Source organism: Methylomarinum sp. Ch1-1, assembly GCF_030717995.2.
Lineage (GTDB): Bacteria > Pseudomonadota > Gammaproteobacteria > Methylococcales > Methylomonadaceae > Methylomarinum > Methylomarinum roseum.
The window spans coordinates 828,852-854,990 of sequence record NZ_CP157743.1 but is presented as its reverse complement, the minus strand read 5'-3'; the positions used below and the strand labels follow the sequence as shown (position 1 = coordinate 854,990).

General features: G+C 51.8%; 20 protein-coding genes and 1 pseudogene. 11 read left to right on the top strand and 10 right to left on the bottom strand.

All coding sequences use genetic code 11. The annotated features are described in order from the left end of the window. Nucleotides 1-72: 72 nt before the first annotated feature. The 5 genes from Q9L42_RS04225 to Q9L42_RS04205 all read right to left on the bottom strand — a co-directional run bounded on the left by Q9L42_RS04225 (nucleotide 73) and on the right by Q9L42_RS04205 (nucleotide 6,270). Nucleotides 73-378 carry a DUF3240 family protein gene (locus tag Q9L42_RS04225; protein WP_349432033.1) on the bottom strand — a complete coding sequence of 102 codons (306 nt, stop codon included), beginning with the start codon at nucleotides 376-378 and terminating at the stop codon, nucleotides 73-75. Beyond that, nucleotides 375-3,437 (bottom strand): efflux RND transporter permease subunit, encoded by a 3,063-nt coding sequence (locus Q9L42_RS04220; RefSeq protein ID WP_305909673.1) that lies wholly within the window; start codon nucleotides 3,435-3,437, stop codon nucleotides 375-377. The genes Q9L42_RS04225 and Q9L42_RS04220 overlap by 4 nt, the downstream gene beginning before the upstream one ends. Continuing rightward, a complete protein-coding gene (locus Q9L42_RS04215) occupies nucleotides 3,437-4,534 on the bottom strand; it encodes an efflux RND transporter periplasmic adaptor subunit (protein WP_305909674.1) in 1,098 nt (365 codons plus the stop codon). Before Q9L42_RS04215 ends, Q9L42_RS04220 begins: the two co-directional genes overlap by 1 nt. Beyond that, the gene (locus Q9L42_RS04210) at nucleotides 4,531-5,787 is read right to left on the bottom strand and encodes a TolC family protein (protein WP_305909675.1); all 1,257 of its coding nucleotides are present in this window, start codon (nucleotides 5,785-5,787) and stop codon (nucleotides 4,531-4,533) included. Before Q9L42_RS04210 ends, Q9L42_RS04215 begins: the two co-directional genes overlap by 4 nt. 78 nt (nucleotides 5,788-5,865) lie before the next feature. After that, on the bottom strand, nucleotides 5,866-6,270 hold the full coding sequence (locus Q9L42_RS04205) for a hypothetical protein (RefSeq protein ID WP_349432030.1): 405 nt from the start codon (nucleotides 6,268-6,270) through the stop codon (nucleotides 5,866-5,868). 112 nt (nucleotides 6,271-6,382) lie between these two features. On the opposite strand from Q9L42_RS04205, the gene Q9L42_RS04200 reads away from it, so the two are divergent. Both Q9L42_RS04200 and Q9L42_RS04195 read left to right on the top strand, forming a co-directional pair. Further along, on the top strand, nucleotides 6,383-7,342 hold the full coding sequence (locus tag Q9L42_RS04200) for a Tim44 domain-containing protein (RefSeq protein ID WP_305909676.1): 960 nt from the start codon (nucleotides 6,383-6,385) through the stop codon (nucleotides 7,340-7,342). A gap of 86 nt (nucleotides 7,343-7,428) precedes the next feature. Further along, nucleotides 7,429-8,046: a class I SAM-dependent methyltransferase gene (locus Q9L42_RS04195; RefSeq protein ID WP_305909677.1), complete on the top strand. Its 618-nt coding sequence runs from the start codon at nucleotides 7,429-7,431 to the stop codon at nucleotides 8,044-8,046. A 2-nt stretch (nucleotides 8,047-8,048) separates the two neighbouring features. Here Q9L42_RS04195 and Q9L42_RS04190 read toward each other — a convergent pair whose 3' ends face one another. The 3 genes from Q9L42_RS04190 to Q9L42_RS04180 all read right to left on the bottom strand — a co-directional run bounded on the left by Q9L42_RS04190 (nucleotide 8,049) and on the right by Q9L42_RS04180 (nucleotide 12,588). After that, complete coding sequence (locus tag Q9L42_RS04190) at nucleotides 8,049-10,910, bottom strand: cation-transporting P-type ATPase (RefSeq protein WP_305909678.1); 2,862 nt, start codon at nucleotides 10,908-10,910, stop codon at nucleotides 8,049-8,051. Between the two features lie 409 nt (nucleotides 10,911-11,319). Continuing rightward, nucleotides 11,320-11,643 (bottom strand): chaperone modulator CbpM, encoded by a 324-nt coding sequence (locus tag Q9L42_RS04185; protein WP_305909679.1) that lies wholly within the window; start codon nucleotides 11,641-11,643, stop codon nucleotides 11,320-11,322. Then, nucleotides 11,644-12,588: a DnaJ C-terminal domain-containing protein gene (locus tag Q9L42_RS04180; RefSeq protein WP_305909680.1), complete on the bottom strand. Its 945-nt coding sequence runs from the start codon at nucleotides 12,586-12,588 to the stop codon at nucleotides 11,644-11,646. It abuts the gene before it with no gap. Between the two features lie 411 nt (nucleotides 12,589-12,999). On the opposite strand from Q9L42_RS04180, the gene Q9L42_RS04175 reads away from it, so the two are divergent. From Q9L42_RS04175 to Q9L42_RS04140, 8 genes and pseudogenes are all read left to right on the top strand, one after another. Further along, nucleotides 13,000-13,578: an Hsp20/alpha crystallin family protein gene (locus Q9L42_RS04175; protein WP_305909681.1), complete on the top strand. Its 579-nt coding sequence runs from the start codon at nucleotides 13,000-13,002 to the stop codon at nucleotides 13,576-13,578. 62 nt (nucleotides 13,579-13,640) lie between these two features. Beyond that, nucleotides 13,641-14,987 (top strand): DegQ family serine endoprotease, encoded by a 1,347-nt coding sequence (locus tag Q9L42_RS04170; protein ID WP_305909682.1) that lies wholly within the window; start codon nucleotides 13,641-13,643, stop codon nucleotides 14,985-14,987. Between the two features lie 67 nt (nucleotides 14,988-15,054). Then, nucleotides 15,055-16,023 (top strand): zinc metalloprotease HtpX, encoded by a 969-nt coding sequence (locus Q9L42_RS04165; RefSeq protein ID WP_305909683.1) that lies wholly within the window; start codon nucleotides 15,055-15,057, stop codon nucleotides 16,021-16,023. A gap of 317 nt (nucleotides 16,024-16,340) precedes the next feature. Continuing rightward, nucleotides 16,341-18,772 (top strand): annotated as a pseudogene (locus Q9L42_RS04160) (DUF1631 family protein); the annotation flags it as partial. Between the two features lie 24 nt (nucleotides 18,773-18,796). Beyond that, the gene (locus Q9L42_RS04155) at nucleotides 18,797-20,122 is read left to right on the top strand and encodes an EAL domain-containing protein (RefSeq protein ID WP_349432732.1); all 1,326 of its coding nucleotides are present in this window, start codon (nucleotides 18,797-18,799) and stop codon (nucleotides 20,120-20,122) included. Nucleotides 20,123-20,767: 645 nt separating this feature from the next. After that, entirely contained in the window at nucleotides 20,768-21,406 is a 639-nt protein-coding gene (locus tag Q9L42_RS04150; protein WP_349432025.1) for a hypothetical protein, read from the top strand. Between the two features lie 447 nt (nucleotides 21,407-21,853). Next, complete coding sequence (locus Q9L42_RS04145) at nucleotides 21,854-22,033, top strand: heavy metal translocating P-type ATPase metal-binding domain-containing protein (RefSeq protein ID WP_305909686.1); 180 nt, start codon at nucleotides 21,854-21,856, stop codon at nucleotides 22,031-22,033. 19 nt (nucleotides 22,034-22,052) lie between these two features. Continuing rightward, nucleotides 22,053-22,256, top strand: a complete 204-nt coding sequence (locus Q9L42_RS04140; protein WP_349432023.1) for a hypothetical protein — start codon at nucleotides 22,053-22,055, stop codon at nucleotides 22,254-22,256. A gap of 61 nt (nucleotides 22,257-22,317) precedes the next feature. Here Q9L42_RS04140 and Q9L42_RS04135 read toward each other — a convergent pair whose 3' ends face one another. Beyond that, the gene (locus Q9L42_RS04135; protein ID WP_349432021.1) at nucleotides 22,318-22,887 is read right to left on the bottom strand and encodes a hypothetical protein; all 570 of its coding nucleotides are present in this window, start codon (nucleotides 22,885-22,887) and stop codon (nucleotides 22,318-22,320) included. A 578-nt stretch (nucleotides 22,888-23,465) separates the two neighbouring features. Between Q9L42_RS04135 and ppnN the strand changes: the two genes are divergently transcribed. Next, nucleotides 23,466-24,836: a nucleotide 5'-monophosphate nucleosidase PpnN gene (ppnN, locus tag Q9L42_RS04130; RefSeq protein WP_305909690.1), complete on the top strand. Its 1,371-nt coding sequence runs from the start codon at nucleotides 23,466-23,468 to the stop codon at nucleotides 24,834-24,836. Nucleotides 24,837-25,392: 556 nt separating this feature from the next. Here ppnN and Q9L42_RS04125 read toward each other — a convergent pair. After that, nucleotides 25,393-26,130 carry a DUF5765 domain-containing protein gene (locus tag Q9L42_RS04125; RefSeq protein ID WP_305909691.1) on the bottom strand — a complete coding sequence of 246 codons (738 nt, stop codon included), beginning with the start codon at nucleotides 26,128-26,130 and terminating at the stop codon, nucleotides 25,393-25,395. Between the last annotated feature and the right edge of the window lie 9 nt (nucleotides 26,131-26,139).

Genomic DNA, 26,139 nt, shown 5'->3' with positions numbered 1-26,139 from the left:
GATGCGGCCGACGCAGAAGGCGCATCATTGCATTTAACCCCTCCTGCATCGCAATTAGCCAAAGAGTCCTTATTAAATCAGGCCATTTTCGATCACCGGCATCACCCAGTAATGGATGCCGGCCCCAGCAAAATCCGCTCTCAATCGATCGATCAAGGCCGATAAAGCCTGCTTCTCGATATACATCTGAAAGCGCACTTTTTTTTGCCGGCCACCGACCTGCTCGGCCACCGACAAACCTTCATTCCTATGGTCGTGCGCCGACACCGGCAAGCTGCTGAAGCCGTGTTCCGACTCGAAGGTCAGCAAGCAATCGACAATCGCCTCCTCCAGACTGGGAGGCACATTGAGGGTGATTAGAAACTCCTGATGATTCATGCTCTCGCCTCCTTAGATTGGCCGAATAAGCGATACAATATCGGTAATAAAACCAGAGTCAGAAACGTCGACGATACCAGCCCGCCAATCACGACGATGGCAAGGGGTTTTTGTATTTCGGAACCCGGCCCGCTCGCGAACAACAATGGAATCAAACCCAGGGCGGTGGTGCAGGCGGTCATCAACACCGGCCGCAGACGTCTGCCGGAACCGACCAACACCACCTCATCCAGATCCATGCCGGTATCGAACAACTGGTTGAAATAGTTCACCATTACGACCCCATTCAATACCGCGATCCCCAACAGCGTGATGAAGCCGACCGACGCCGGAACCGACAGATATTCGCCGGAAATCCACAGGGCGAAGACGCCACCGATCATCGCCAGCGGAATATTGGACAATACCAGCGTCGCCTGTCTGACCGAACCAAACGTGGAAAACAGCAGTAAGAAAATCAAACCCAACGAGACAGGAATCACCAGCGACAGCCGCGCCGCGGCGCGTTGTTGGTTTTCAAACTGGCCGCCGAATTCGACGTAATAGCCGCTCGGTAACGACACTTTATCGGCGACGGCCTGACGCGCTTCGTCGACGAAGCCGACCAAATCGCGATCTTCGACATTGCTGCGTATCACGACGAAACGTTGACCTCTTTCCCGTTGTATCGACACCAGCCCTTCGACGCGTTTGATCTTGGCCACCTCGGTGATCGGCACATGACCGCCCTCTGGCAGGGCGATCTGCAAATTATCGAAATTAGCGCTATTACTGTCGCCGCGCACGATCAGCGGCGATTTCACAATGCCTTCCTGCACGATGCCAACCCGCAATCCTTCAATCTGCGAACGCAACAGCATTTGAATTTCGTCGCTGCTCAGCCCCCAACGCCCGGCCGCTTGTTTGTCGATCTCCAACTGCAAAAACTGCATGCCTTCGTTTTCCCGGGTAAACACGTCGCTGGCTCCCCGAATGCTTCTCAGCACGGTGACGATTTCCTGGGCTTTTTGATTCAACACCTCCAAATCGGCGCCGAACAGCTTGACGGCGACATCGCCTCGGGTCCCGGTCAACATTTCCGACACCCGCATTTCGATCGGCTGGGTAAAACCGAAGGCGATGCCCGGCGTCTCCGCCATATATTTGCGGATTTCATCGATCAATTCTTCCTTGGTTTCCATGCGCCATTGATCCTTGGGCTTGAGCACCATGAAGGTATCGGTGTCATTCAAGCTCATCGGGTCCAGCCCCAGTTCGTCGGTGCCGACCCGTGAAACCACACTGCTGACTTCGGGAATGTTTTTCAGGATATTCTTCTGGACTTGCACATCCAGAGCCACGGATTGCTCCAGCGTGATCGACGGCAGCTTTTCCAACTGCACGATGATGTCGCCTTCATCCATGGTCGGCATGAACGTACTGCCGATCCGGGTAAATATCAACCCCGTCACCAACAACATCGCGAGGGCGCCGATAAACACTTTTTTGCTGTTATGTAGACACCAATCCAACGCCGGCAAATAAAGCCTCTGCAATTGCCTGGGCAGCCAAGGTTCCTCGTCCGACACATTTTTCAATAAAAACGACGCCAACACAGGAATTACCGTCAGCGACAATAACAGCGAACCGGATAACGCAAATACGATGGTCAACGCCACCGGTGTGAACAGCTTGCCTTCCAACCCTTGCAAAGTCAGCAACGGCACGAACACGATAACGATGATCGTGGTGCCGGAAACGACCGGCAGCGCCACTTCCCGGGTCGCCCGGTAGATGCTGTGCAGATGCGGCAAGCGTTTGGACTTTTCCTTATCGGCGAACAGGGTGGTGATGTTTTCGACCACCACCACGGCGCCGTCGACCAGCATGCCGATGGCGATGGCCAAGCCGCCCAGACTCATCAAGTTGGCCGACATGCCGGTATAATGCATTAAAATAAACGTGAACAACGCCGCCAGCGGCAAAGCAAGCGCAACGGTCAAGGCTGCGCGCAGATTACCCAAAAACAGAATCAAGGTGACGACGACCAGCACGATCGCTTGAACCAGCGCCTCGGACACGGTATTGACCGCCTTTTCCACCAAGGTGCCGCGATTGTAGAACACATTGACCTTGACGCCTTCCGGAAAACCGCTACTGAGCTCCGCCAGCTTTTTCTCGATATCCTCGACGGTCTGGCGGGCATTGGCGCCACGAAGACTCAGCACCAGCCCCGTCACCGCTTCCCCTTTACCGTCCTTGCTGACCGCGCCGTAACGAGTCAGCGCTCCGATGCGCACTTTGGCCACATCGGCTACGCTAATCGGCACGCCTTGATGTTCGGCGACGACGATGGCGCCGACATCGCGTTCGGTCTTGATGCGTCCTTCGGCCCGGACAATCAGCGTCTCCTCGCCTTCGGTCAAACGACCGGCGCCGTCATTGCGATTGTTGCTCTTCAACGCATCGACCAGTTGCCCGATGCTGATGCCCCGTGAGGTCATCCGGGTATTATCGGGCACGACTTCGAAACTACGCACCAGGCCGCCCAGGGAATTGACATCGGCCACCCCCGGCACGGTGCGCAGCGCCGGTCTGATCACCCAGTCCAACAGCGTCCGTCTCTCCATCAGATCCAGATCACCGCCTTCGATCGCGAACATGAACATTTCCCCCAGCGGCGTCGTCATCGGGGCGATGCCGCCTTCGACGCCTTCCGGCAAATCGGCCCAGATCGTATTCAGGCGTTCGGCCACCTGTTGCCTGGCCCAATAGATATCGGTGCCTTCCTCGAAATCGATGGTAATGTCGGTAATCGCATACTTGGCCAACGAACGCAACATCGTCTGCTTCGGTATGCCGAGCAATTCATACTCCAACGGCGTCGTGATACGAGTCTCGACTTCTTCCGGGGTCATGCCGTTGGCCTTGACGATCACCTTCACCTGGGTCGGGGAGACCTCCGGAAAGGCGTCGATCGGAATTTTCTGAAAGGCCAAATAACCGCCGCCGATCAGCAGCAGAATAAACAATAGCATTAAGATGCGCTGGCTCAGCGCAAAACGTATCAGCGCAGTCATCATTCATCCTCGCCCAAGCCCAGCCAATTGGCTTTCAGCGCCACGGCGCCGCGCACGGCAATCTCCTCACGTCCCGTTAATGGACCGCTGATCACCGAATCTTCGTCCTGCCTGCCGATCACCGTTACCGGCGTGGCGACAAAACCATCGTCGTTACGAACAAACACATAGGCTTGCCCTTCGTTTTGCGCGATCGCCACATTGGGAACCTTATAAGCGGACTGACCGGCGGCGGCCTGGATAATTTGCGTATTGACCGTCTGTCCGGCGCGGATTTTGCGCCGGTTGTTGTCGATCACGGCGCGCGCCAACACCGTCTGATTATCGGGATTGACGCTCTGCCCCAGCATGCTGATTTTGGCCCTGACCTCGCCGCCTTCGACCAGCACCTGATCGCCGACCTTAATCAAGCCGACGCGCTCCTGGGGAATGTTGATCTCCAGCCAGAGCAGATTCAGGTTGGCGATGCGATACAGCGGCTCCAGAATATCCAGGCGCTCGCCGGCAACCACCATGCGTTCCAGCACCACGCCTGTAATCGGCGATCGAACATTCAACTGGCTGCTGAGGTGACGATTTTTCTGTAGGCTGTCGATGTCCGCTTTCGACATGCCGGCGATTTCCAGCAGTTGTTTCGCCTCGTTCAACTCCGAGACCTTACTGCTGTATAGACTGCGGGTTTCCTGCCAGCGCCGATCGGCAATCACGCCTTCCCGCAGCAGTTTTTTATCGCGCTGATAAGCCAGCCAGGCTAAGCGGTGTTCACTGCCGGCCTTCAGAAACTGACGTTGCAGCGTCAGCAATTCCGGGCTGTTGATATGCGCCAGCACCTGGTCTTTTTCGACTCGATCGCCGACGGCCGCATTCAGCTTGCTGATCAAGCCGGCCTGCGGAGCGCTGACGATGAATTCCTGACTGGGCGGCACAACTACTTTAGCCGGCGCATAAAGCAGGGGGATTTGTTCAATCGACTGCAAGCGCCCGATTTTGACGCCCAGATTGTAAAACTGCATTTGCGAGATGTTGATCTGCTCATTTTGAGCTTGTATAGGGCTGCTGCCGATCAACAACAGCAGGGTGCATAAAAGAATTCTCATGGTTGTACTCCTACCGCCTGATTATAAAAGGCGATGTGACGTTGCTTTTGGACTTCATGTTCTTTGGCGTGACGGATGGCGTTATGGGTTTGCGCCTGAATCTTCAACAAGTCCAGTAAATTGATCTCGCCGGCGGCGAAACTGAGTTCGATCATCTTCAGATGTCTTTCGGCGATCTCTTTCATTTCGTTGGCGATCGCCAGTTCCGCTTCGTCCACTTCCAGCGCATGCTCAGCTTCATGCAGATTTTTCTCCAGCTGACGATATAAATGTTCGCGCCGGGCCAGACCCTGAGTCAGTTCTATATTGGCCTGCTCAACCTGCGGCTGCAGAAAGGCCTTGCCGCCAAACGGAATGGAAATACCGACGCCGGCGCTTTGTATCGCGCGGCCGCCGCGCTGATCCCTCTCGTTTTGCATGCCGATCTGTAGATTCGGCTGTCCGGAACCCTGGCTTTTCACCCAATGCAGTTCCGCTTGCTTGCGTTCGATCTGGGCGTTGACGGCTTGCAACAGCGGGTGTCGATCGCTGATCGTCGCTTCCTCGCTTAAGGTTTCGGTATAATTTTCCGGAATCCGGTTCATGCCGGTAAGGATGGAATAATTTTTTCGGGCATGCATCACTTTCGCTTCGGCCTGAGTGACCAAGGAACGTTTTTGCAGATAATCCGATTTTGCCAGCAGATAATCGGAGCGGGGCAGGTCGCCCAAATCCACCCGGCGACGGATTTTTTGCAACAGCTTCTCGGAAATATCGAGAATCTGTTTGGACTGCTGATAACGGATATTTTCCAGCGCCAGATCCCATAACGCCGCCCTGACCAATCCGGCAACCTGCAGCTTCAATACCGCCACTTGCTTGTCCGCGGACAACTGCGCCTGCTCGGCGACCTTCTCCCCGGCGGAACGTTGATTCCAGTTCCATAATGGAACTTGTATTTGTCCGGAAATCTGTCGATAGCCGATATCATCGGCCACGACATCATCGAGATATTGCACCGATAGGCTGGAGGAACCCGCCAACCAGCTGTCCCCACGCTGCTTCAAGGCATCGGCTTCCCGTTGTAGCGCCTGATTCAGCGTCCGATCCGGATATTTGGCCAGCGTTTGCTCGATGACCTGAGGCAGGGTCAGCTGAACATCGATGCTGATCGGATCTACATGTTCGACAATATAGTTATTTTCGGCAAAATTCGGCGTTGCCGTCAGACATAACAACGGCAGACAAAACTTAGCTAAGCTAGAGCCTTTCATACTAAAACTCCGCTGCGAACGGATCGCAGGTAAATAAAAAGAAGTTTTTACAGAGGTCAGAAATTCTGACGATGACTTTTAAAGAGGAAGAGTACGGGGAGGCGCACGGGGACTGTGCAGACAGAAAAGCAGACGATCGACGAGCGACTTATCCTGCGGGGAAAAATTAATCGTGCAGCCATTTAGCGCGATGGAAAAGACCATCTCAGCCGGAATATACGAATCAATATACGAAGACTCAACGGATGCATCTTGCTTCTGAGGTATCGCCGAACTGATGCCGACCAAACAGCTATCCTGATGATATTGACCGCTAATGGAACTAAACTTGTCCACATCCGTTCCAACCGACAGAGCTTCCAACCCTGGCACATGCACACCCAGATTAGAGATTTCCATGCCTGCATGCGCATGCACCAGCGGCGCTGCAAATTGCAGCAACACCAATAGCGCCATGATCATTTTTTGCAGGAATGAAATCATCTTAAAATTGCTAAGCGAGATAAAGTTAACTATTCTACTTGAAAATAATTAATTTACCCAGAACATAAGATAAATCTTATTAATTCAACAACACCGATACTTAAATTACGTTATGAATAAATTTTTTGGTCTTGCAGCAACTCTCATCATGACCCTGACCTTTTCTTTGGGCGCTATATCCGATGCTGAAGCCAAACGCTTCGGAGGCGCCCGCTCATTTGGCGGCAAGTCTGCTTACAGCTCGCCTTATCGCCGCTCAACAACCAGCCAGAGCAGCCGTTCCGCCAGTCAACAGCAGGCTCATAATAAGAATCAGGCGCTTAAACAGAATCTTTCCAAACGCGGCGGCCTAATGGGCATGTTGGGCGCCTTGGCTCTGGGCGGGCTGCTCGGTTCGCTACTTTTCGGCGGCGCCTTCGAAGGCTTTAACTTCATGGATATCCTGATATTCGGCGGCATAGCCTATCTGCTCTACCGCCTGTTCGCGGCCAAGGCCGGACAAACGCCATCACCGGCTTATAGTCGCAATGATGGCCATGATACACAGACGCCTTTTCAATACCGCGACAATCAACAGACCTATGGCGGCAATTCGTCCGAATTTGACACCGACGTGTTATTCAACAAGGACAAGACAAGCAACATGAATACACGTAGCCCTGCTCAACAGGACGCCGACTTCACCCCGGCGATGATACCCGACGGCTTCAATGAACAGGATTTCCTGGCCGGCGCCGAAATCGCCTTCCGCAGCCTACAGACCGCCTGGGACAACCGGGATTTGGCTGAGATTCGCGGCCTAACCACCGATAAGGTCTTTGCCGAAATAAAGGAACAATTGCAGGCCAACGATGAAGAAGACCAAACCGACGTGCTGAAACTGCAAGCGGAACTACTGGAAGTGCGCGAAATCGGCTCGGAACTGGAAGCGGTCGTGCTGTTCGATGCGATCATGCGTGAAAACGCCAATGAGCAGGCCGAACAAATTCGCGAAGTCTGGCATTTCATCAAACCGAAAACCAGCATCCAGCCTAAATGGTATTTGGACGGCATTCAGCAACTTGAGAATTAACCGACGAAGACGGTGAGTCAGTTGGGTATCGGGAGACAACCCAGCTGGCCCATTATTGTCACCCACTTTTTCCAGGCTATTCCACGATGAGCTCCGACAGCGAAAAAACTCGACGCCGCTACGACCGTATTGCACCTTATTTCGAAGTCCTGGAAAGCGTCCTGGAAGGCTTGTTTTTCAGCCGTTGGCGCAAGCTATTATGGTCCAAGGCCAGGGGACCGCATATCCTTGAAGTGGGCGTCGGCACCGGTAAGAATTTTCCCTTGTATCCGCAGGACGCCAACATCACCGCCATCGATTTCAGTCCGAAAATGCTGGAACAGGCGCAAAACAAACGCGATCGCAAGCATATCAATGTCGATCTGGAGCTGATGGATGTGGAATCCTTATGTTATGCCGACAACAGCTTCGACACCGTGATCGCGACCTTTGTGTTCTGTTCGGTGCCCAGACCCAACAAAGGCTTACAGGAACTTTACCGGGTCTGCAAACCCGGCGGGCAGGTATTATTGCTGGAGCATGTATTGAGTTCAAACAAGGTCATGGCGGCGATGATGAACCTGATGAACCCGCTGATCAAATCGCTGGTCGGCGCCAACATCAACCGGCAAACGCTGAAAAATGTCCAGGCCCGTCCGTTTCAAAAGGTACTGCTGGACCCGGCCAGCGGCGACATGGTCAAACTGATCCGGGCGATAAAATAGATTTAAGTCGGCCGCCTAGGCTTTTTGAATACCCTGATAAGCAATTTCTCGATCTCCACGAGCGGCAACACCGTAAAGGCGATCAAGATGATCGGCAGCCATTGTTCCGCGTCGATCGCGACGGTGCCGAACAAATGATTCAGCGCATCCAAATAGGTGAAGGCTAATTGAAACACGATCAGGATCGCCACCGCCAGCAACACATAACGATTGCCGGTCACCCCCCGCCAATTGACGATCGAAGCCTCGATTTTCCTAGAGTTGAATAGATAGAAGATTTCAAACATCACTATCGTATTGATCGCCACGGTACGGGCATGTTCGATCGTTTCACCCTGCCATTTTTCCCACAGAAACAGGCCGAAAGCGCCGCAGAGCATGATCAGAGAGACAAAAAGAATGCGCCAAACCAACAACGGCGTCAGCAACGGTTCGTCCGGATTCCTCGGTGGCCGCAGCATGATGCCTTCTTCGCTGGGTTCGAAACCCAAGGTCAACGCCAGCGTCACCGTCGTGATCATGTTGATCCAAAGGATCTGTACCGGCGTGATCGGCAACTGCTCGCCGAGCATGACTGCGGCGATAATCACCAATGCTTCGCCGATGCTGGTCGGCAATATAAATAATATCGACTTTTTAAGGTTGTCATAAACCGTTCTCCCTTCGACGACGGCCTGCGCCAACGAAGCGAAATTATCGTCGGTCAACACCATTTCCGCCGCTTCCTTGGCCGCTTCGGTGCCTTTTTGTCCCATCGCCGTGCCGACATCGGCCCTTTTCAGCGCCGGCGCATCGTTGACGCCGTCGCCGGTCATCGCGACGACATGGCCATTGGCCTGCAAGGCCTTAACCAGACGCAGCTTATGTTCGGGGCTGGAGCGAGCAAAAATATTCACTTCGCCGACCGTCCGCCGCAATTCCGCATCGGATAAATCTTCGATTTGATGGCCAGCCAATACGCCGCCCTGGCCGTTCAAGCCTAATTGCGAACTGATCGCCGCCGCGGTGTCGGCATGATCGCCGGTAATCATCTTGACCACGATGCCGGCCTGCTGACATTGGCGCACGGCGGCGATCGCTTCGGAACGCGGCGGATCGATCATGCCGACGACGCCAAGCAAGGTCAGACCGCTTTCCAGATCATCGGATTCTAGGCTCCTCAAACCGTCGCCGCCCTCTTTGATCGCGATCGCCAACAGCCTTTGCCCTTGTTGCGCCAGGGCCTGCATCTGCTCCAACCAATAATCGCGATCCAGCGCGCCGTCTTCGGCGCCGTTGCGCTGTTTCGTACACATCTCCAGCAGTCTTTCCGGCGCGCCTTTGATATAAGTAAAACCTTGGCCGGCATGATCATGATGCAGGGTCGCCATGAACCTGTGTTCCGATTCAAACGGAATGACATCGGTGCGCGGCCATTTTTCCCTCTCCGGCATGATTTTCAAACCTGCTTTCAGCGCCATCGCCAGTAATGCAACTTCGGTCGGATCTCCTTGCAGAGTCCATTCGCCATTAGTTTCATGCAAAACGGCGTCGTTGCACAGCAACGCCGCACGGGCCAGTTCCTGCAGCACCGGAAAATTCCGCGCTTCAACGGCCTGTTGCTGACATTGAAAACCGCCATCAGAATTATAGCCGACGCCGCTGACCGAAAATGACTGTTCGGCGGTCAGCACCGAACCGACCGTCATTTCGTTGCGGGTCAGCGTGCCGGTTTTATCGGAGCAGATCACTGTCACCGAGCCCAAGGTTTCAACGGCCGGTAAACGACGGATGATCGCGTGACGATCAGCCATTCGTTGCACGCCTATCGCCAAGGTGATGGTCATGATCGCCGGCAAGCCTTCCGGTATCGCGGCGACGGCCAACCCTACGGCCGCCATGAACATTTCGGTCATCGGATAGCCGCGATAGAAAAAGCCGAATAGAAAAGTGCCCGTCGCCAATAACAGGATAGCCGCGGTCAACCAGCGGCCGAAATGCGCCAGTTGCTTCAATAATGGCGTCGTCAGTGTTTCGACCTGAGCCACCAACGCGCTGATCAAGCCTATTTCGGTATCGCCGCCGCTAGCCACGACGACGCCTGTCGCCTGACCGCTGCTGACCAGGGTGCCGGAATAAGCCATGCTCACACGGTCCCCGAGCTCCACCCGTCGCTCGACCGCTTCGACCTGTTTTTCAACCGGCAGTGACTCTCCGGTCAGCACCGCTTCCTGCACTCGGAAATTACGACATTTCAGCAAACGCAAGTCGGCCGGCACCTTATCGCCAGATTGCAGCAACACGATATCGCCGGGCACCAGTTGTTCGGCCGCGATGCTCAGCTGTTTGCCGCCGCGCATCACCGTCGCCTGCAACGACAGCATGTTACGAATCGCCCGCAACGCATTCTCGGCCTTGCCCTCCTGAATAAAGCCGATCAGTCCGTTGATCAAGACGACGCCGACGATGACCGCACTATCGACGATATGGCCGATTAAATAGGTAATCAACGCAGCAATCAGCAGCACATAGATCAACAAGTTGTGGAACTGGCCGAAGAAGCGCAATATGGCGCTGCGCGATTTGCTTTCCGGTAGACGATTGAGGCCGTAGCGACGCTGACGCTTCGAGACTTCTGCCGGCGCTAAGCCGGACTCCGAAGCGTTTAATTTGACCAGCACTTGTTCTGGGTCCAGCGCGTGCCAAGCTTTTTTAGCGGCGCGTTTTGGCTGACTTTCCCGTTGCGTTTGTCGCCATTGCAGCACCTGCCAAGTGGCCCAGGCGGAGACGATGCCGAGGACAATCGAGGCGGACATCACCCACCAGGGCCATACCTGCGGCTGAGATAAATAGCGATAAACGAAATCGAATAAATTATTATCCAAGGCTTTATCCCCCGGGTTACGATGCGAAATATCGACGCTTGGAACGTCGCTAATATTCAGTCATGTTATATATGACGGGTACTCGGTAGGCGCCAGCCATTCCCAGTTTTAGCATTTTTGCTGTGTTTAAGGTGTGTCTGGCGAGGAGCGCCGTTGACCCATGCCCTTTTTGAAAGCCAAACTGGAAATTGCTGCGATAGGTGCGAATTTATTCGCATAGCGTGGCTAAATCTGCACCTACATTCGCAATTGCCGACAGAATAATATTGACTATGTACTAGTACAGCATCCATTTTCATCTGACGAGTTGTCTGCTTTAGCAAGCGGATGAATTCTTAGCTATTTTTTAATGTCTTTACCCGCCATTGGAATAATGGTGTTGTACTAGGTTGATTCGTAACCGCGATGACTATCGCTCGTGCAGACCTTCGAGTGCGGCAACGCGGGCGCGCAAAGCCTCGATTTCCTCCAATAATTCCAACACCAGCGCGCTGCCGGCCAAATTGACGCCGAGATCTTTTTGCAAGTGCTGAACGGCAAGAACCCGTTTCAGGTTATCACCGCTAAAACGCCATTCAGTCACATCATTGCCGCTGGGTTCCAAAATGCCTTCGTCAACCAGCGCGATGATCCACTCGGCATGGACCGAACAAGCTCGACTCAGATCGACGAGCGTGAACTCCATTTCTTCTTCCAACACGACGCCTTTTAACACATAGGATTTATCAGTCATCTAAACCCCCATTCCGGCACGCGGATTAAACCCCAGTTTTTGCTGCATTTCCCGATATAAAGCCTTGGCCTGGTCGCTGTCGGCTTTCGGTAAGACAATCTGCAGGATAACATAAAGATCCCCGGGCGGCTTGCCCGGAATGCCTCTGCCTTTCAAGCGTAGTTTCTTGCCCGATAAATTGCCGGATGGAATCGTCAAATCCACCGGACCGTTCGGCGTCGGCGTTTTTATTTTTGCCCCCAAAGCCAACTCCCAAGGCGCTATCGGTAAATCCAGCATAATATCCTTGCCATCGACGCGATAAAAACGATGCGGATTGAATTCGATCTGCAAATAAAGATCGCCGGCCTTGCCCTGACCGCTGCCAGCGCCACCCTGCCCAGACAAGCGGATATGCTGGCCCTGGCGTATGCCTCTGGGGATATGCACATTCAGCGAGCGAGTCTTGACGTGCGGGCGGCCGTCCTCGCCCAACTCGGTGTTGCGCAAATTGATGTTACGCGTGGCCCCGTTGAAGGCATCTTCCAGATCGATGCTGATTTTGGCGAAGGTATCTTGGCCGCGGACATTGAAATTCGCGCGTTGAAAACCTCTTCCGAAAAGGCCGCCGCCAAACAGCGATTCAAAAAAATCACTGAACCCGGAGGCGTCGGCGTCGGTAAAGCCTCCGCTATGAAATTCAAAACCTTTGTCCCAGTCGGGTGGCGGCCTAAAATCCTGTCCGGCCTTCCAATTGGCGCCTAAACGGTCATAGGCGGCACGCTTTTCCGGATCTTTCAATACCTCATAGGCTTCGCCGACTTCCTTAAAACGCGCCTCGGCATCCGGCTCCTTGCTGACGTCGGGGTGATACTTGCGCGCCAGCTTTCGGTAGGCGCGCTTGATTTCGTCCTTGCTGGCATCCCGGCTGACGCCCATGATTTTGTAATAGTCTTTAAATTCCATTATTGACACCCTATATGACTAACGCTTCTGACGAAGTTTAAATCAATATGGCTTGCTGTGCATGGTTTCAAAGCGAAACAACGACTCGCCCTGAAGCAGAATACTCGAAAAGTTTGGGTGCAAACAAAGCGATAACGACTTAAATAATGTGTTAGATTATCCATCAAATGATTTTGCGTTAATTTTAGAAAAATGAAAAATGGTAACTATTCAGTATAAAAATACTTTTACTATCAGTTACTTGCTCCAGAAGACGCCGTAAATATGTCCCTATAGGCTTGGATGCGACATCCTTGCCGCATACACTTCTTCCGCAAGCAATTGATAGTAAAAGAAAAATTTTCTTAGTATCAAGCTGAATAGTTACGAAAAATGTTGGTCTTATCTGTTTGAAAATTTGGGAGATCGGCTATGAACTTAAAAAAACTGAACCCCTGGAATTGGTTTAAACACGAAGAATCCCCGACTGCCCAACCGGACACCATACCGGTACGCAGAGAGCAATACGATAAACAACTCGGCGCGCAGCATCCCATGGCCCGCTTTCATCGCGAAATCGACCGTCTGTTTGACGAGGCCTTCAGAGGCTTCAGATTTCCAGCGCTTAGCCGGGACGTCTTTCCTGAGACCGGCTTTCAATGGCAACGATTGCCGACCTTCAATCCGGAACTGAATATCTCCAGCGACGACAAGGAATACACGATTACGCTGGAAGCGGCGGGATTGGAAGAAAAAGACCTGAACATTAAGCTGAACGGACGGCGTCTGTCCATCGAAGGAAACAAACAAGAAGCGAGTGAAGACCAAGACAAGAGCTTCTATCGCATCGAACGCCGATATGGAGCCTTCCAGCGGGTTCTGTCGTTACCGGATGATGCCGATGCCGACCACATCAAGGCATCGATGAAAAACGGCCTGCTGACCATGCGCATACCGCGCGAACAACAGCCGAACAGCGATACAAGAACCATCAACATCGAAAAATCGTGAGCGCAATAGGGCGGGAGCATAATTCCGCCCATTTTACTCTTTCAGAACCAGCAGAGGTCGTCATGTTTTTTGCCCATCGAGTCTTAATCCTGTGTATTACCTTGTTTTCCGTTACCGCCGCTAATGCCGCGTTACCGAACTATGACAGCAGCGGCCGGCCGGTGCCGTCCATATCGCCGATGTTGAAACAAGTGAATCCGGCCGTCGTCAATATTTCTACATTTTCGACCCGGGAAGTTTACAACCCGTTGTTAAACGATCCTTTTTTCCGCCACTTTTTTCAAATTCCCGAGCAGCCCCGCTATCAGCCGAAGCGGCGTCAACAAAGCGCCGGCTCCGGCGTCATCGTTAATAAAGACGAAGGGATAGTGCTGACCAATTTTCACGTCATCAACAATGCCGACGAAGTCTATGTGTCGTTGATCGACGGTCGTGATTTTAAGGCCGAGGTCGTCGGCGAAGACCGCGACCTGGATATCGCCGTGCTGAAAATCAAGGCCTCGAATCTGACCGAAGTGAAAATAGGTCGCTCCAGTCTGCTTGAGGTCGGAGATTTCGTCGTCGCGATCGGCAATCCGTTCGGACTGGGACAAACGGTCACGACCGGTGTAGTCAGTGCATTGGAACGTTCCGGGTTGGGCATCGAGGGCTACGAGAACTTCATTCAGACCGACGCCTCGATCAATCCGGGCAATTCCGGCGGCGCATTGGTTAATTTACTCGGTGAATTGGTCGGCATCAATACCGCCATCATCGCCCCCTCGGGCGGCAATATCGGCATCGGCTTCGCAATTCCGATCGACATGGTCAATGCAAGCATGCGGCAAATACTCGCATTCGGTGAAGTCCGACGCGGGATGATCGGCGTCAATATCCAAGACATCACCTCGGACTTGCGCAAGGCCTTCGATCTGAAACACGGTCAGCAAGGCGTGCTGGTAACCGGCGTCATAGAGGGCGGCGGCGCCGACAAAGCCGGATTGAAGGCGGGCGATGTCATCATCAGCGTCGACGATCAAATGACCCGTTCCACCGGCCGGCTGCGCAGCATGATTGCGGTCAAGGCGATAGGCGACGAACTGACATTGGGAGTGATTCGCGACGGCAAAGAACGCAAATTCAGCGTCGAAATCCAAAAGCCTAAAGCCGTCGCCGCCAGCGAGCATGCACTACTGCAAGGCGTCAAATTGGAAAATACGCCCAACAACGAAGGCGTGATTATCACCGCGATTGCGCCCAACTCCATGGCCGCTTACAGCGGCTTGCGTCCCGGCGATATCATTACCGGCGCGAATCGCAAGCGGGTCAGCGACATCGATAGTTTACGCAAGGCCTTGAGTCGGACGGATAAAGAGTTGTTGCTGCATATCAACCGCAGCGGCAGATTCTTTTATCTGATCATTCGTTAGACCACTATGCTTGGGCTCGCACGCACCGGCATCGAGCCCAGGCGAATTAATCAAAGAGTCCCGCATTATGGCGCTTGATGTAGACAACTGGAAGCAACACTCCTTAGCCAATCGGATGCAAACCCTGTTGTTGCTCGTGGTGATGGGCAGCCTCATGTTATTGCTTGGCTACTTGCTATGGGAATTCGAAGGCGTCATCGCCCTGGCCTTGATGTGCTTGCTGTTGCTGCTGTTAAATCCTAGATTTACGCCAAATCTGATCATGAGCCTATACGGCGCTTATCCGTTGCCGCCCCATCAGGCCCCGCTGATCCATAGGGCGATCGAAGAATTGAGCCGCAGGGCCGGTTTAAGCAAGGCGCCGTCACTGCATTACATCCCCAGCCGAACGCTCAATGCCTTTTCGGTCGGCCAAACTTCTGACGCCAGCATTGGCATCAGCGACGGCCTGTTGCGCGCGCTGAATATCGAGGAACTGGTCGCGGTGTTAGCCCATGAAATCAGTCATATCGGCAACAATGATATGGGCGTAATGGGGCTGGCCGACATGTTCAGCCGCCTAACCAGTCTGCTTTCTTTATTTGGTCAGCTATTATTGTTGCTTAACCTGCCTTTGATCCTGCTCACCGACGCCACTATAAACTGGTTTGCCATCATATTGCTGATTTTATCGCCCAATATCTGCGCCTTAGCTCAACTCGGCTTGTCCCGAACCCGAGAATACAATGCGGATTTGAATGCGGCGCGTCTAACCGGCGCCCCGGAAACTCTGGCCCGAGCGCTGATTAAAATTGAACATGTGCAGGGAGGCTGGATGGAGCGCGTATTTTTCCCCGGCCGCAGAATACCCGAGCCGTCTTTGCTGCGCACCCATCCTCCCACCCAGGAAAGAGTGCGTCGTTTAATGGAGCTTAAGATTCCGGAAACCGTAACTCCGCTGCCATTGATGTTGGGCAGCAGTCCCTTGCAAGATATCCTGCAAAGACGAACGGTAAAACGTCGGCCCAGATGGCATATTAACGGCTTATGGCATTAAGCCGCGGTTCGCGCCGAAGCTCCTAAGGACCTGGCAATAGTCGTGGCTCTGATGTTTATTTCCTTTGGCAATTTATTTTTTAGCAGTATGATTGGTAACTATTCACTATCTTTCGGGTTTTAGGCAGTAGGTCATTGATTTCTGAGGACGCGTTTACCCAGCACCTAAATTAACGAAGATTTTTAATCATAGCCAATAACCTGGGGTATTTCGGTGTTGGGTAAATCCCTGGCAGCTAAAGGCATCCTGCCTCACGCGTCACTTGCACCTCCCTGTGCGGCGGCCGCTGCCGATGCCCTATCTCACGCTGAATAGTTATGTTTGATCAAGTCTTAGCAACTCATCTAATATTACATTTCCGAATGCCTATGATAAAGCGTCGCCGTTATATGCGTCATGGAATTGAACTAGCCGCCACGCTGGTCGTTAATGATTCCCAGCAAATTAAAGGCATGATACGGGATTTTTGCTCCGGCGGTTTGTTCATAGAACTGCAACAAGCTCATCAGGACGGGGACTTACAACTTCAACAAATGTTACAGGTTCAATTTACCTTGAACCTTGGCCAAGATGGCGGCAAAGACTTCGAGTTAGACGTACAAATCCGCCATTTCCGCGCCCATGGCGTCGGCGTCGCGTTTGCAGGCGATGCCAAAGCGGCTTTTCAGGCGCTAAAACAGCACGCAGCAATCTCCGACGAAGCCTCTTCGACGACCAATGGACCGCCTCGCGATCCATCGAATATCCTGGAAGCGGAGCTGGCTACCCTGTTGCAGGCGCATCTGTCGAGGATATTCCGGCAATTTTATCAACGAGCGGCGCCGAAATTAACTGAAACCGCCGAGCATGTCGCCGATTTTCACGACTATACGGCCTTACTCGACGCCATTCCCAATCTGCAACTCAACAAAAACATGTTGTTTGACAGATTTTGCCATGCCGCACTGCAAGAGCCTCGTCACGTTAACCAACCAAGTCGAGAAGACAAGGAAATAGCCTTACCGCTGTCATTGGTTGATAAAAATGAGTTTGAAGACTGGCTCGATTTATCGGCCACCATCAGAAACCTGGATGCGTCATACCGATCGGAGCTACGACAACTGCAACACAAAACGGCCTATCTTATCGGCGCCGATGCCAATAGCGCGAGCAATCCCGCCAGCCCGGAAAAATTATGCGACTGTTTACGTGACGCCTTAACCGGTATAGAGGAAAATCCCCAGGTCAAACGCACCCTCTATGCTGTCTTTGAACAAACGCTGCATGACTGTCTGCCGGATTTATATAAAAAAATGGATCAAATCCTTGTTGCCCATGGCGCTCCCAGACAAATTACGGGGCCCAACACCTGGAAAAACATCATCCTAGGCAACGCAGTTACGGAAGGCCTTGCTACTGCCGATAGGACTTATCCTAGATATCCTGCAAATGCCGCCTTCAACAAAGACACTCCGTCCACTCAAACGGCGCTTAACACCGAAGGCAGCCAACCGCTCGTCAATGTCGCCAGTCATCTGTTGCGCCTGGTTAAAGGCCAAATTTCTCCCCAGCACTCCACAACCGCCGAGTCGCCGTCCAGGGATGCGGAATATTCACCCGAAGAAATCGCCGCCGCCCTGTCACACTTGCAAAAAAAACCGCCGGCAGCCCCACTCCCCATCTCGAAGGCCAGTCTCTGCAAAAGGAACTGCAACGGACGTTAAAAAAATTCGCTGGCGACCACAAAAATCTCTCCAACGCCGACCAAAGTGCTCTCGATGTCCATCAACGTCTGTTTGACACCCTGCTCAGGGACATGTCGTTGAACAAGGAAATTCAACCGTATCTGCAAAACATTTATTTGCCCGTCATGGCTCAAGCCTTGCTGGATCCGAGCTTCCTCGAATCCGATCAGCATCCTGCCCGTAATATCGTCAATCACCTGGCCTGGCTGGAGTCGGCCGTCAAAGACAATAAAGTGATCCGGAACCGACGCCTTAAGCAGACCTTAGATCAACTGGTCGAACAAATCGCCCATCAGTCAGTGAAAAATCCCGATATTTTCGTGTCGGTGGAACGGCAACTCAATGAGCTGACTCAATCGGTCAATCAATCCATCGACCACAACATTAAACGCATCATCGAAGTTTATGAAGGCAAACAGAAGTTGGAAAAAGCGCGTCTATCGGTCCAGCACGAACTCAATCGGCGCTTTGCCGGCAAACGCATCCCGAAAATCATCACGGCTCTGCTAGCGGCCGGTTGGCAACATTTATTGGTCATCGCCAAATTAAATGACGGCGCCGGTGACGATGCCTTTAGCAACTATCTGCGTCTCATCGATCAGCTGAATAACTGGCTAACCGGACCAAACAAGGTTAGCGAAGCGCAAACGCTAACGACGCTGGAATTCATCGATACCCACCTGCAGCAGGTCTGCACCAATACGTTTGTACAGCAAAAAATACTGCGCCAATTGAAAACATTATTGTCGGGAGCCCCTGATAACCAGGCGGAAATGATCACATTCCCGGTTTCCGAGACCGATAAAATTGCCGATAAGACCATCAGTCACGACGAAGGAGTCGATCAACTCCGGGTTGGAGAATGGCTGACCGTCCTAATTGACGATAATTTGGAACCCTTGAAACTGGTCTGGATCGGCGACATTCAGGATGTCTACGTCTTTGTCGACCGAAACGGTATGAAAAAGCTGGAACTGGAGCGGGAGGCGCTATCCGATCTGATCAGAAACGGCACCGCCAACCGCATTGAAAGCCTCGATGTGCCGGTCATGGACCGTGCAACTCATACCATGCTGCAGAAAATGCATGAAAAACTGGTCTATAACGCCACTCATGATCCGGTGACTCAGCTGATCAATCACAAAGAGTTTATCAAACAGTTCAAAAGAGAGCTGTCCAGACTCGACGGCGCCCAGTATGTGCTCTGCAATATCGAGATCCAGGACTTCCGCATGATCACCAATACCTGCGGCCTGGCCGGCGGCGAAGCACTGATAAAACAGTTGGCCGACTTATTGAAAAACCAACTGCATCATCGACAAATCCTGGCCCGCCTCGGCGATAACACGCTAGCCATATTATTGAGAAACTGCTCCGCCGAAGCCGCCTATGATATGGCCAGAAAACTGCAATCCCGGCTCATCGACAGTCATTTCGAGTGGCGGGATAAAAGTTATGCGATCGGCGCCAGTATCGGCATGTTGCCTTTCAACGATAATAGTTACGACATCGCCAGCCTGCTGCAAAAGGTTGATTCGGCCACGCTTTCGGCAAAAAACGCGGGTCGCAACAGCATCCGCATATTCCAGAAAAATGATCAGATGTTGAAGTCCCAACTCAATACCCATGACTGGGCCGGGCGCATCGATCAGGTCCTCAACAATGACCGCCTGTTCATCAGATGCCAGAAAATCGCCGCAATCGATCCGCAAAAAAAGGCTCACTGCCATTATGAAATCCTACTTGGCGTCAAAGATGAAAACGGCAAGGTCATCGCCCCTGACGATTTTATCCCGGCCGTCGAACGTTGCCGGCGCATGTCCGAAATAGACCGCTGGGTGGTGTTGACGGTTTTAGCCTGGATAGAACAACACCCCTCAGTCTTCGAGGCGCTGGATGGCTTCTCGATCAACCTGTCCGGCGAATCGATGAATAGCGAAGATTTTCTGGCTTTTTTAAAAAACACGCTGGCCTCCAGCAATATAGCGTTGGAAAAAATCACCTTTGAAGTCACCGAAACCGTCGCCGCCGAAAACGTCTATTTCACTCAACAGTTCATCAAACAAATCAAACGCTACAACTGTAAGTTTTCCTTAGACGACTTTGGCTCCGGCTATTCATCCTATTCTTATTTGAAAAGCCTGGATGTCGATTTCCTGAAAATTGATGGCGTCTTTGTCAAAGACATGCTCAACAACAGCACCGATGTCGCCATCGTCCGCTCGATGAATGAGATCGCTCATAGTTTAGGATTGAAAACCATCGCCGAATATGTCGAAAACGATCAAATCCACGCCTTGCTGCACGAAATAGGCGTCGATTATGCGCAAGGCTGGGGGGTGGAAAAACCCATGCTGCTCAGCGAACTGGCATAGCCTGCTCGCAACTGATCGTCATCGCGATAGCGACAATTTGTCGCGCGACACTATGCCACATTTTCAACATGGTCATTGCGCTATAAACTACGCACAACTCTTGAATGCGCTCCCAACCTCCTGGGATAGAGAGTTTTTTTATATATCCTTCTATACTAATGCGGCCTCAGGCCGCATTTTTTTTGCCTATTGCTCGGGAAAATCGCATATGTCTCAGATCGAACGCTGAGAAATCCTGGACAACACGATTCAGCATCCCATATAAACCGGCAACCACCGCCCCTCATCTGAAAAAATATTTTCAACTAATTTCCGCCGCTCATCAGAGAAAAAAAGGGCTGATCGACTCGGCAATACAAAACTAGGGGATATGACTCGGTTAAATAGGGCATATCACCCAATTTTCGTTCTTTTCAGCCCTCAAGATACCCATCTAGCGCATTTCAGCCAGGCAAACCCAGCATACATTGCAAACTTCTTGCCACAATCGGCGGCATATTGTCGCGCGACACTATGTCACATATTCAAGACAGAGTCTTGTCGCTAGACTTTACCCAACTCTTATCGCTGCTCCCTCCTCGGAGAAGTTGAGTTTTACCATCCTTCCTACTGCGGCCCTTCGGGCCGCTTTTTTGCGAGGTGCCCATGGAAAGAAATTATCACACCACCGATGCCATCCAAATTGATAACCTGGAACTGTATGCACAAACAGCCTTCCATGAAGCTGGACATGCCGCCGCCATCTATTTTGGCAACCGCCAAAAAAAACTGCCGCCGGTTTATTTTGAAATTCAGGTCAGCAAGCCGGCTGAAAATAACGCGCAATTGTTCGCCAAGGTGATTGACGGACAACTAATACAAAATTTGCCCGTCACCGTCATCGATAACCTAGCCGATCTCTCTGATGCCGATAAACACAGTTATCAATGCGCCTATGAAGCGGATGTGATGAATTTGCTGGTCGGCCCTTTAGCCGAAGCGAAATATGTCGCCGAACGTGACGGAGAAGTGTTCAATCAAAACTTGGTCAATTGCAACGCCTTGAAACACTACGGCGGCTGTTCCGATGTCAAAAAAGCCACCACCTATTTACAATATTTCATCGGTTCGCCATCGCGGCAAAAAAAGAAAATGCAGGAACTATTCATGCAAGCCTACCGCTTTATCAATCGGCCTAGTTATTGGCAAGCGGTTATGCAACTGGCGGAGTTTATCCTGGCTCATGACCACGACACGATTTCCTGCGAAGAAATCATCACAGTTTTCAACCATTATCATCGTTAAAATGACTTCAGCGTTGTCCGGCTAACACAGCAGCAATTCCCACTTTGGCGTTCAAAAAGGGCATGGGGTGTGTTTGGCGAGGATGTCGGCAGCAAGGATGCTGCCGTCAAGCCCCCAGGGATGGGTTTACCCAGCACCTAAATTCCATGTCTACTGGACTATATTTTACATTCCTGGATAATTTAGGTGCTGGGTGAACGGCGCTCCTCGACAGACACATCCCATGCCCTAAACCCTGCAAAAATACTCAAACTGATGATATGGGAATTGCTGCTAACACAGCGGAGTTTGTGTTTTTTGCTTATCCGCGGTTAGAATGTCCTAACGATTATTGACATGCGCACCGGTAATGCAAGCGCCATGCATCGTGATAAACCGATCATCTGTCACGGTTAACGATACGGTTGCAACTAAGCCGCGACTATGCGGTAATGAGTCTGAATAACAATGAAAGAACAAGCGCCCAAAGCCTGTGCATTGTGCAGTCTGCCTGTTGAGCTGAATATCTTTACCGAATTAACCAAAGACAATCAGGTATTGCATTTTTGCTGCGAAGGCTGCAAAAATATTTACAGGCTGATTAATGCCGAGGAATTAAAGCCGGAAGAAAAAGCCGATAAACACTAATCCATTATCGAGAATTATGATGAGTTCACACGCGAATCATGGCGCCAAGGGCGCCGTCAAGGCCGGAGCAATCGCCACCGGTAGCGGTCTGGGCGCTCGCATCCTAGGGGGCGCGGCCAGACATCCTGTTTTGCTATTTGGCGTCGGCGTGGTTGCCGGCATTTATCTGCATAAATACCGGCAACAGATTAATGAAGCAAGTTGCTGCGAAACGGAAGAATAAGGTCTAAATCTAGTGAGTCTATTTTGCCGTCAACGACGGCTTAATAGCTTCCGACGGCTGTTCACAAGCTTGCCAATATCGTTGTCGCCAGTTCGTAATAGGCATTGAGCAGACTGGATAATAATTCCATAGTGGCCGTTTCCAAGGTCTGTAATGGCTGTTCCATTAACAAGGCAATGATTTCCTCGCTTTTGTTTTGTAAGTCCTCCACCAGTTCCGCCGATAAATGACCTGCCGCTGTCAGGCTTTCCGTCATCGATGCTATGGCTTCGGCGCTTACCTGTTCCGGATTTTCGACGATATAGTCGACGTTATCGAGCGTCTGCGTCGCTAACTCTGACGCGGCAAGCAGCATCTGATCATAGCTTTGCTCGGCCTGAGGCAGCCATTTTTCAAAAAAAACGGCATAAAGATCGGCGCCGTATGCGACCGCCTGGTTATACCAACGCTCCGACGTTGCGATCGGGTCGTCATACCATTCCCTGCCCAGGACCGCGAGGCTATTATGAGCATCGATCGCGCCTTGACGAATCATCGTAAAAAGCCCGGCTAAATCCAATTGAATCTGATCGAGCAGTTTCTGTGTCGGAATATACAGTTTGTTTTCGAGATCCAGATATTCATATGCCATCTGTTGCTCCTTTGGATATCGCGAGATAACAAAAAAGAATGCGGCCGCAAAGCCGCATCAGAGGAAGGGTTTTCAACTCTAGTTCCCGCTTGGAAGGGTCGCATACAAGAGTTGCAAAAAAGTTTAGCGTCGGATGGCGAAAATTGAAATGTGGCATAGTGTCGCGCGACAATATGCCGCCGAAATCGGCATGGATTTTGTTATGTATATCTTTTGGCCAAACAGAAATACCGGAAAATCGGCTTAGCCGTATACTCTTAGCATTGATTTTATGGCATTTACCATACTGACTCAGTCAATTGACACAATTCTGCAGTGATCAGACGGAAAAACAGAAATCACCGTTGTTTGCTTACAAAAAAATACTCGACAATCACCGGCAATCGTTGCCGCTACCGGATAATCCCAGAACAATCCAAGACTGCCTTGTATAATCCCCCCCCTCTAAAACTTGGGAACGAGTTAAGCCGTGGCTAGATGACATCCGCGGTCGTTATAACCGATTTCCACGCCAGAGCTTTCCCTCGTCCGATTATCCGGGCTAAACTCTGTAGATAACCTTTAAGGAAAAAATTGCCATGACAGAAATGACCGTTGACGCCAGAGTCTCGCCCGAAGGGCCGCTAGCCGTTCTCTCGAAAGCCGAAGTAAATAAACTACTGGACACTAGCCAGGGCGGCTTGTATCGCTTGTTGCATAACTGCTCTCTGGCGGTGCTGAACTGTGGCAATTACATGGATGACGGCAAGGAATTGCTTGAGCGTTACCGTTCGTTTTCAATCCAAGTCATTCAGGAAGAGCGTGGCATCAAATTGGAAGTCACCGGCGCGCCGGCCAATGCCTTTGTCGATGGCTATATGATCAAGGGCATCAAGGAGCATCTATTTGCGGTGTTGCGCGACATCGTTTATGTCAGCGATGAAATCAATGACAATCCCAAGTTCGACCTGAACAATTCCGAAGGCATCACCAATGCGGTATTCCATATCCTCCGCAACGCCAACATCATTCGTCCACGCACGGAACCAAAGCTGATAGTGTGCTGGGGCGGACATTCCATTTCCCGCGAGGAATACAATTACACCAAAGAGGTCGGCTACCAGATCGGCTTGCGGGGCATGAATATCTGCACTGGCTGCGGGCCGGGCGCGATGAAGGGACCGATGAAGGGCGCGACCATCGGCCATGCCAAGCAGCGCATCAACAACGGCCATTATATCGGCATCTCGGAGCCGGGCATCATCGCCGCCGAATCGCCCAACCCGATCGTCAATGACCTGGTGATTCTGCCGGATATCGAAAAACGATTGGAAGCATTCGTGCGCACCGGCCACGGCATCGTCGTCTTCCCCGGCGGCGCCGGTACGGCCGAGGAAATACTCTACCTGCTCGGCATTCTGTTGCACCCTGATAACCGTGAAATTCCGTTTCCGTTGATTTTTACCGGCCCTCACTCCGCCTTGGAATATTTCAAACAGATCAATCAATTTATCGGCGACACCTTGGGCTTTGAAGCGCAGCAGCGCTATAAAATCATCATCGATGATCCCGCACGGGTGGCGAGGGAAATGAGAACAGGCATGCGTCAGGTGCGCGAATTTCGCCATAGAAAAGACGATGCCTACTATTTCAACTGGTTGTTGAGAATAAACCCTGAATTTCAGCTGCCGTTTGTGCCGTCGCATGAAAATATGGCTAACCTGGAATTACACAAAAACCAGGAGAGGCATCAACTGGCGGCCGATCTGCGCCGGGTATTTTCCGGAATCGTGGCCGGCAATGTCAAAGATGAGGGCATACGAGCGATAGAACAGTACGGTCATTTTGAAATCAAAGGCGATGCGGAGATTATGGAGCCTGTGGACAGGTTATTGAGCGCGTTCGTCGATCAACAGCGCATGAAACTGCCGGGCAAAGCCTATGTGCCTTGCTACAAGATTGTAAAATAAAAACGGGAAAATGTTATTTGCCCGTTCGCCAAGAACGTATTATTCACCATGAAGCACACGAAGACAACGAGTCGATCAATCTTGATGTTCTCCATGGTCGCGTCTAGTCGAATCATTGCCAATCGTAGGACGGATCAAGCGCAGCGGATCCGCCCAAATAGCGGAAACACGCACCAACCGTATTCTTCACCATGAAGCTCATGAAGCACAGGAAGACAGTAAGTCGATCAATCTTCATGCTCTTGATGTTCTCCATGGTCGCGTCTAGTCGAATCATTGCCAATCGTAGGACGGATCAAGCGCAGCGGATCCGCCCAAATAGCGGAAACACGCACCAACCGTATTCTTCACCATGAAGCTCATGAAGCACAGGAAGACAGTAAGTCGATCAATCTTCATGCTCTTGATGTTCTCCATGGTCGCGTCTAGTCGAATCATTGCCAATCGTAGGACGGATCAAGCGCAGCGGATCCGCCCAAATAGCGGAAACACGCACCAACCGTATTCCTCACCATGAAGCTCATGAAGCACAGGAAGGATTCGGCTTTAATTATTCTTACTCGCTGCTCTTATAAGCCAACTCGCCGGCTTGCTGTTGTTGCGACTGCGCGGAGAAGAATCTCTTGAAGTACGGCATGAAGCTGGCGGTGATCGGGATCGAGTAAAAGCAATACATCGCCGCCGCTTCGCCGGTGCTGACGCCGAATAGCCATTGCGGCATGAACAAAGTCATGATGGCCATGCCGAAATGATAGGAAGCGATTTTCCAGTTGTCTTTCCACAGGAAACCGCTGACGGCCAGCGCGAATAAAGAGCCCCAGGTGACCAACAAGCCGAAAGCGCTGGGAATTTGATAACCGATGTGATATTCGCCCATGAACAAACAGGCAATCATATCGCCGATGAAGTTCGGATTAATGTCGAACAGCTGCCAGCTAGTCGGCAAGAAGCTAAAAACCAAGAATGAACCACTTAAGGTCATCCCGATCATAAAGGCTTTTTTCAATGCTCCCTTGTCCGAAGAATAGGTGGCCAGCGCCGGCATGATGGCCAAAGCCTGAAGACTGATATGGTAGGTCGATAGTTCACTGAGAAATAAATTCGTTCCGTAGCCGCATTGATCGGCAACCGGATAAGCGAAAAATTGAATAAACTCCATCATCGAAAAATGTAAAATCGCATAGGAGCGGGCAACCCGCACCCACAGCGGTTCGCTTTTATCCCTGTAGGTGACGCCTGATGCAGCGAGCCCGACCAGGCCTAAACCAAGTGACATATTGGCACTAAAACACATATTGAATCC

Coding starts and splice junctions, on each gene's coding strand:
- Q9L42_RS04225 (WP_349432033.1), bottom strand. CDS start 378: ATGAATCATCAGGAGTTTCTAATCACCCTCAATGTGCCTCCCAGTCTG.
- Q9L42_RS04220 (WP_305909673.1), bottom strand. CDS start 3,437: ATGACTGCGCTGATACGTTTTGCGCTGAGCCAGCGCATCTTAATGCTA.
- Q9L42_RS04215 (WP_305909674.1), bottom strand. CDS start 4,534: ATGAGAATTCTTTTATGCACCCTGCTGTTGTTGATCGGCAGCAGCCCT.
- Q9L42_RS04210 (WP_305909675.1), bottom strand. CDS start 5,787: ATGAAAGGCTCTAGCTTAGCTAAGTTTTGTCTGCCGTTGTTATGTCTG.
- Q9L42_RS04205 (WP_349432030.1), bottom strand. CDS start 6,270: ATGATTTCATTCCTGCAAAAAATGATCATGGCGCTATTGGTGTTGCTG.
- Q9L42_RS04200 (WP_305909676.1), top strand. CDS start 6,383: ATGAATAAATTTTTTGGTCTTGCAGCAACTCTCATCATGACCCTGACC.
- Q9L42_RS04195 (WP_305909677.1), top strand. CDS start 7,429: ATGAGCTCCGACAGCGAAAAAACTCGACGCCGCTACGACCGTATTGCA.
- Q9L42_RS04185 (WP_305909679.1), bottom strand. CDS start 11,643: ATGACTGATAAATCCTATGTGTTAAAAGGCGTCGTGTTGGAAGAAGAA.
- Q9L42_RS04180 (WP_305909680.1), bottom strand. CDS start 12,588: ATGGAATTTAAAGACTATTACAAAATCATGGGCGTCAGCCGGGATGCC.
- Q9L42_RS04175 (WP_305909681.1), top strand. CDS start 13,000: ATGAACTTAAAAAAACTGAACCCCTGGAATTGGTTTAAACACGAAGAA.
- Q9L42_RS04170 (WP_305909682.1), top strand. CDS start 13,641: ATGTTTTTTGCCCATCGAGTCTTAATCCTGTGTATTACCTTGTTTTCC.
- Q9L42_RS04165 (WP_305909683.1), top strand. CDS start 15,055: ATGGCGCTTGATGTAGACAACTGGAAGCAACACTCCTTAGCCAATCGG.
- Q9L42_RS04155 (WP_349432732.1), top strand. CDS start 18,797: ATGGACCGTGCAACTCATACCATGCTGCAGAAAATGCATGAAAAACTG.
- Q9L42_RS04150 (WP_349432025.1), top strand. CDS start 20,768: ATGGAAAGAAATTATCACACCACCGATGCCATCCAAATTGATAACCTG.
- Q9L42_RS04145 (WP_305909686.1), top strand. CDS start 21,854: ATGAAAGAACAAGCGCCCAAAGCCTGTGCATTGTGCAGTCTGCCTGTT.
- Q9L42_RS04140 (WP_349432023.1), top strand. CDS start 22,053: ATGAGTTCACACGCGAATCATGGCGCCAAGGGCGCCGTCAAGGCCGGA.
- Q9L42_RS04135 (WP_349432021.1), bottom strand. CDS start 22,887: ATGGCATATGAATATCTGGATCTCGAAAACAAACTGTATATTCCGACA.
- ppnN (WP_305909690.1), top strand. CDS start 23,466: ATGACAGAAATGACCGTTGACGCCAGAGTCTCGCCCGAAGGGCCGCTA.
- Q9L42_RS04125 (WP_305909691.1), bottom strand. CDS start 26,130: ATGTGTTTTAGTGCCAATATGTCACTTGGTTTAGGCCTGGTCGGGCTC.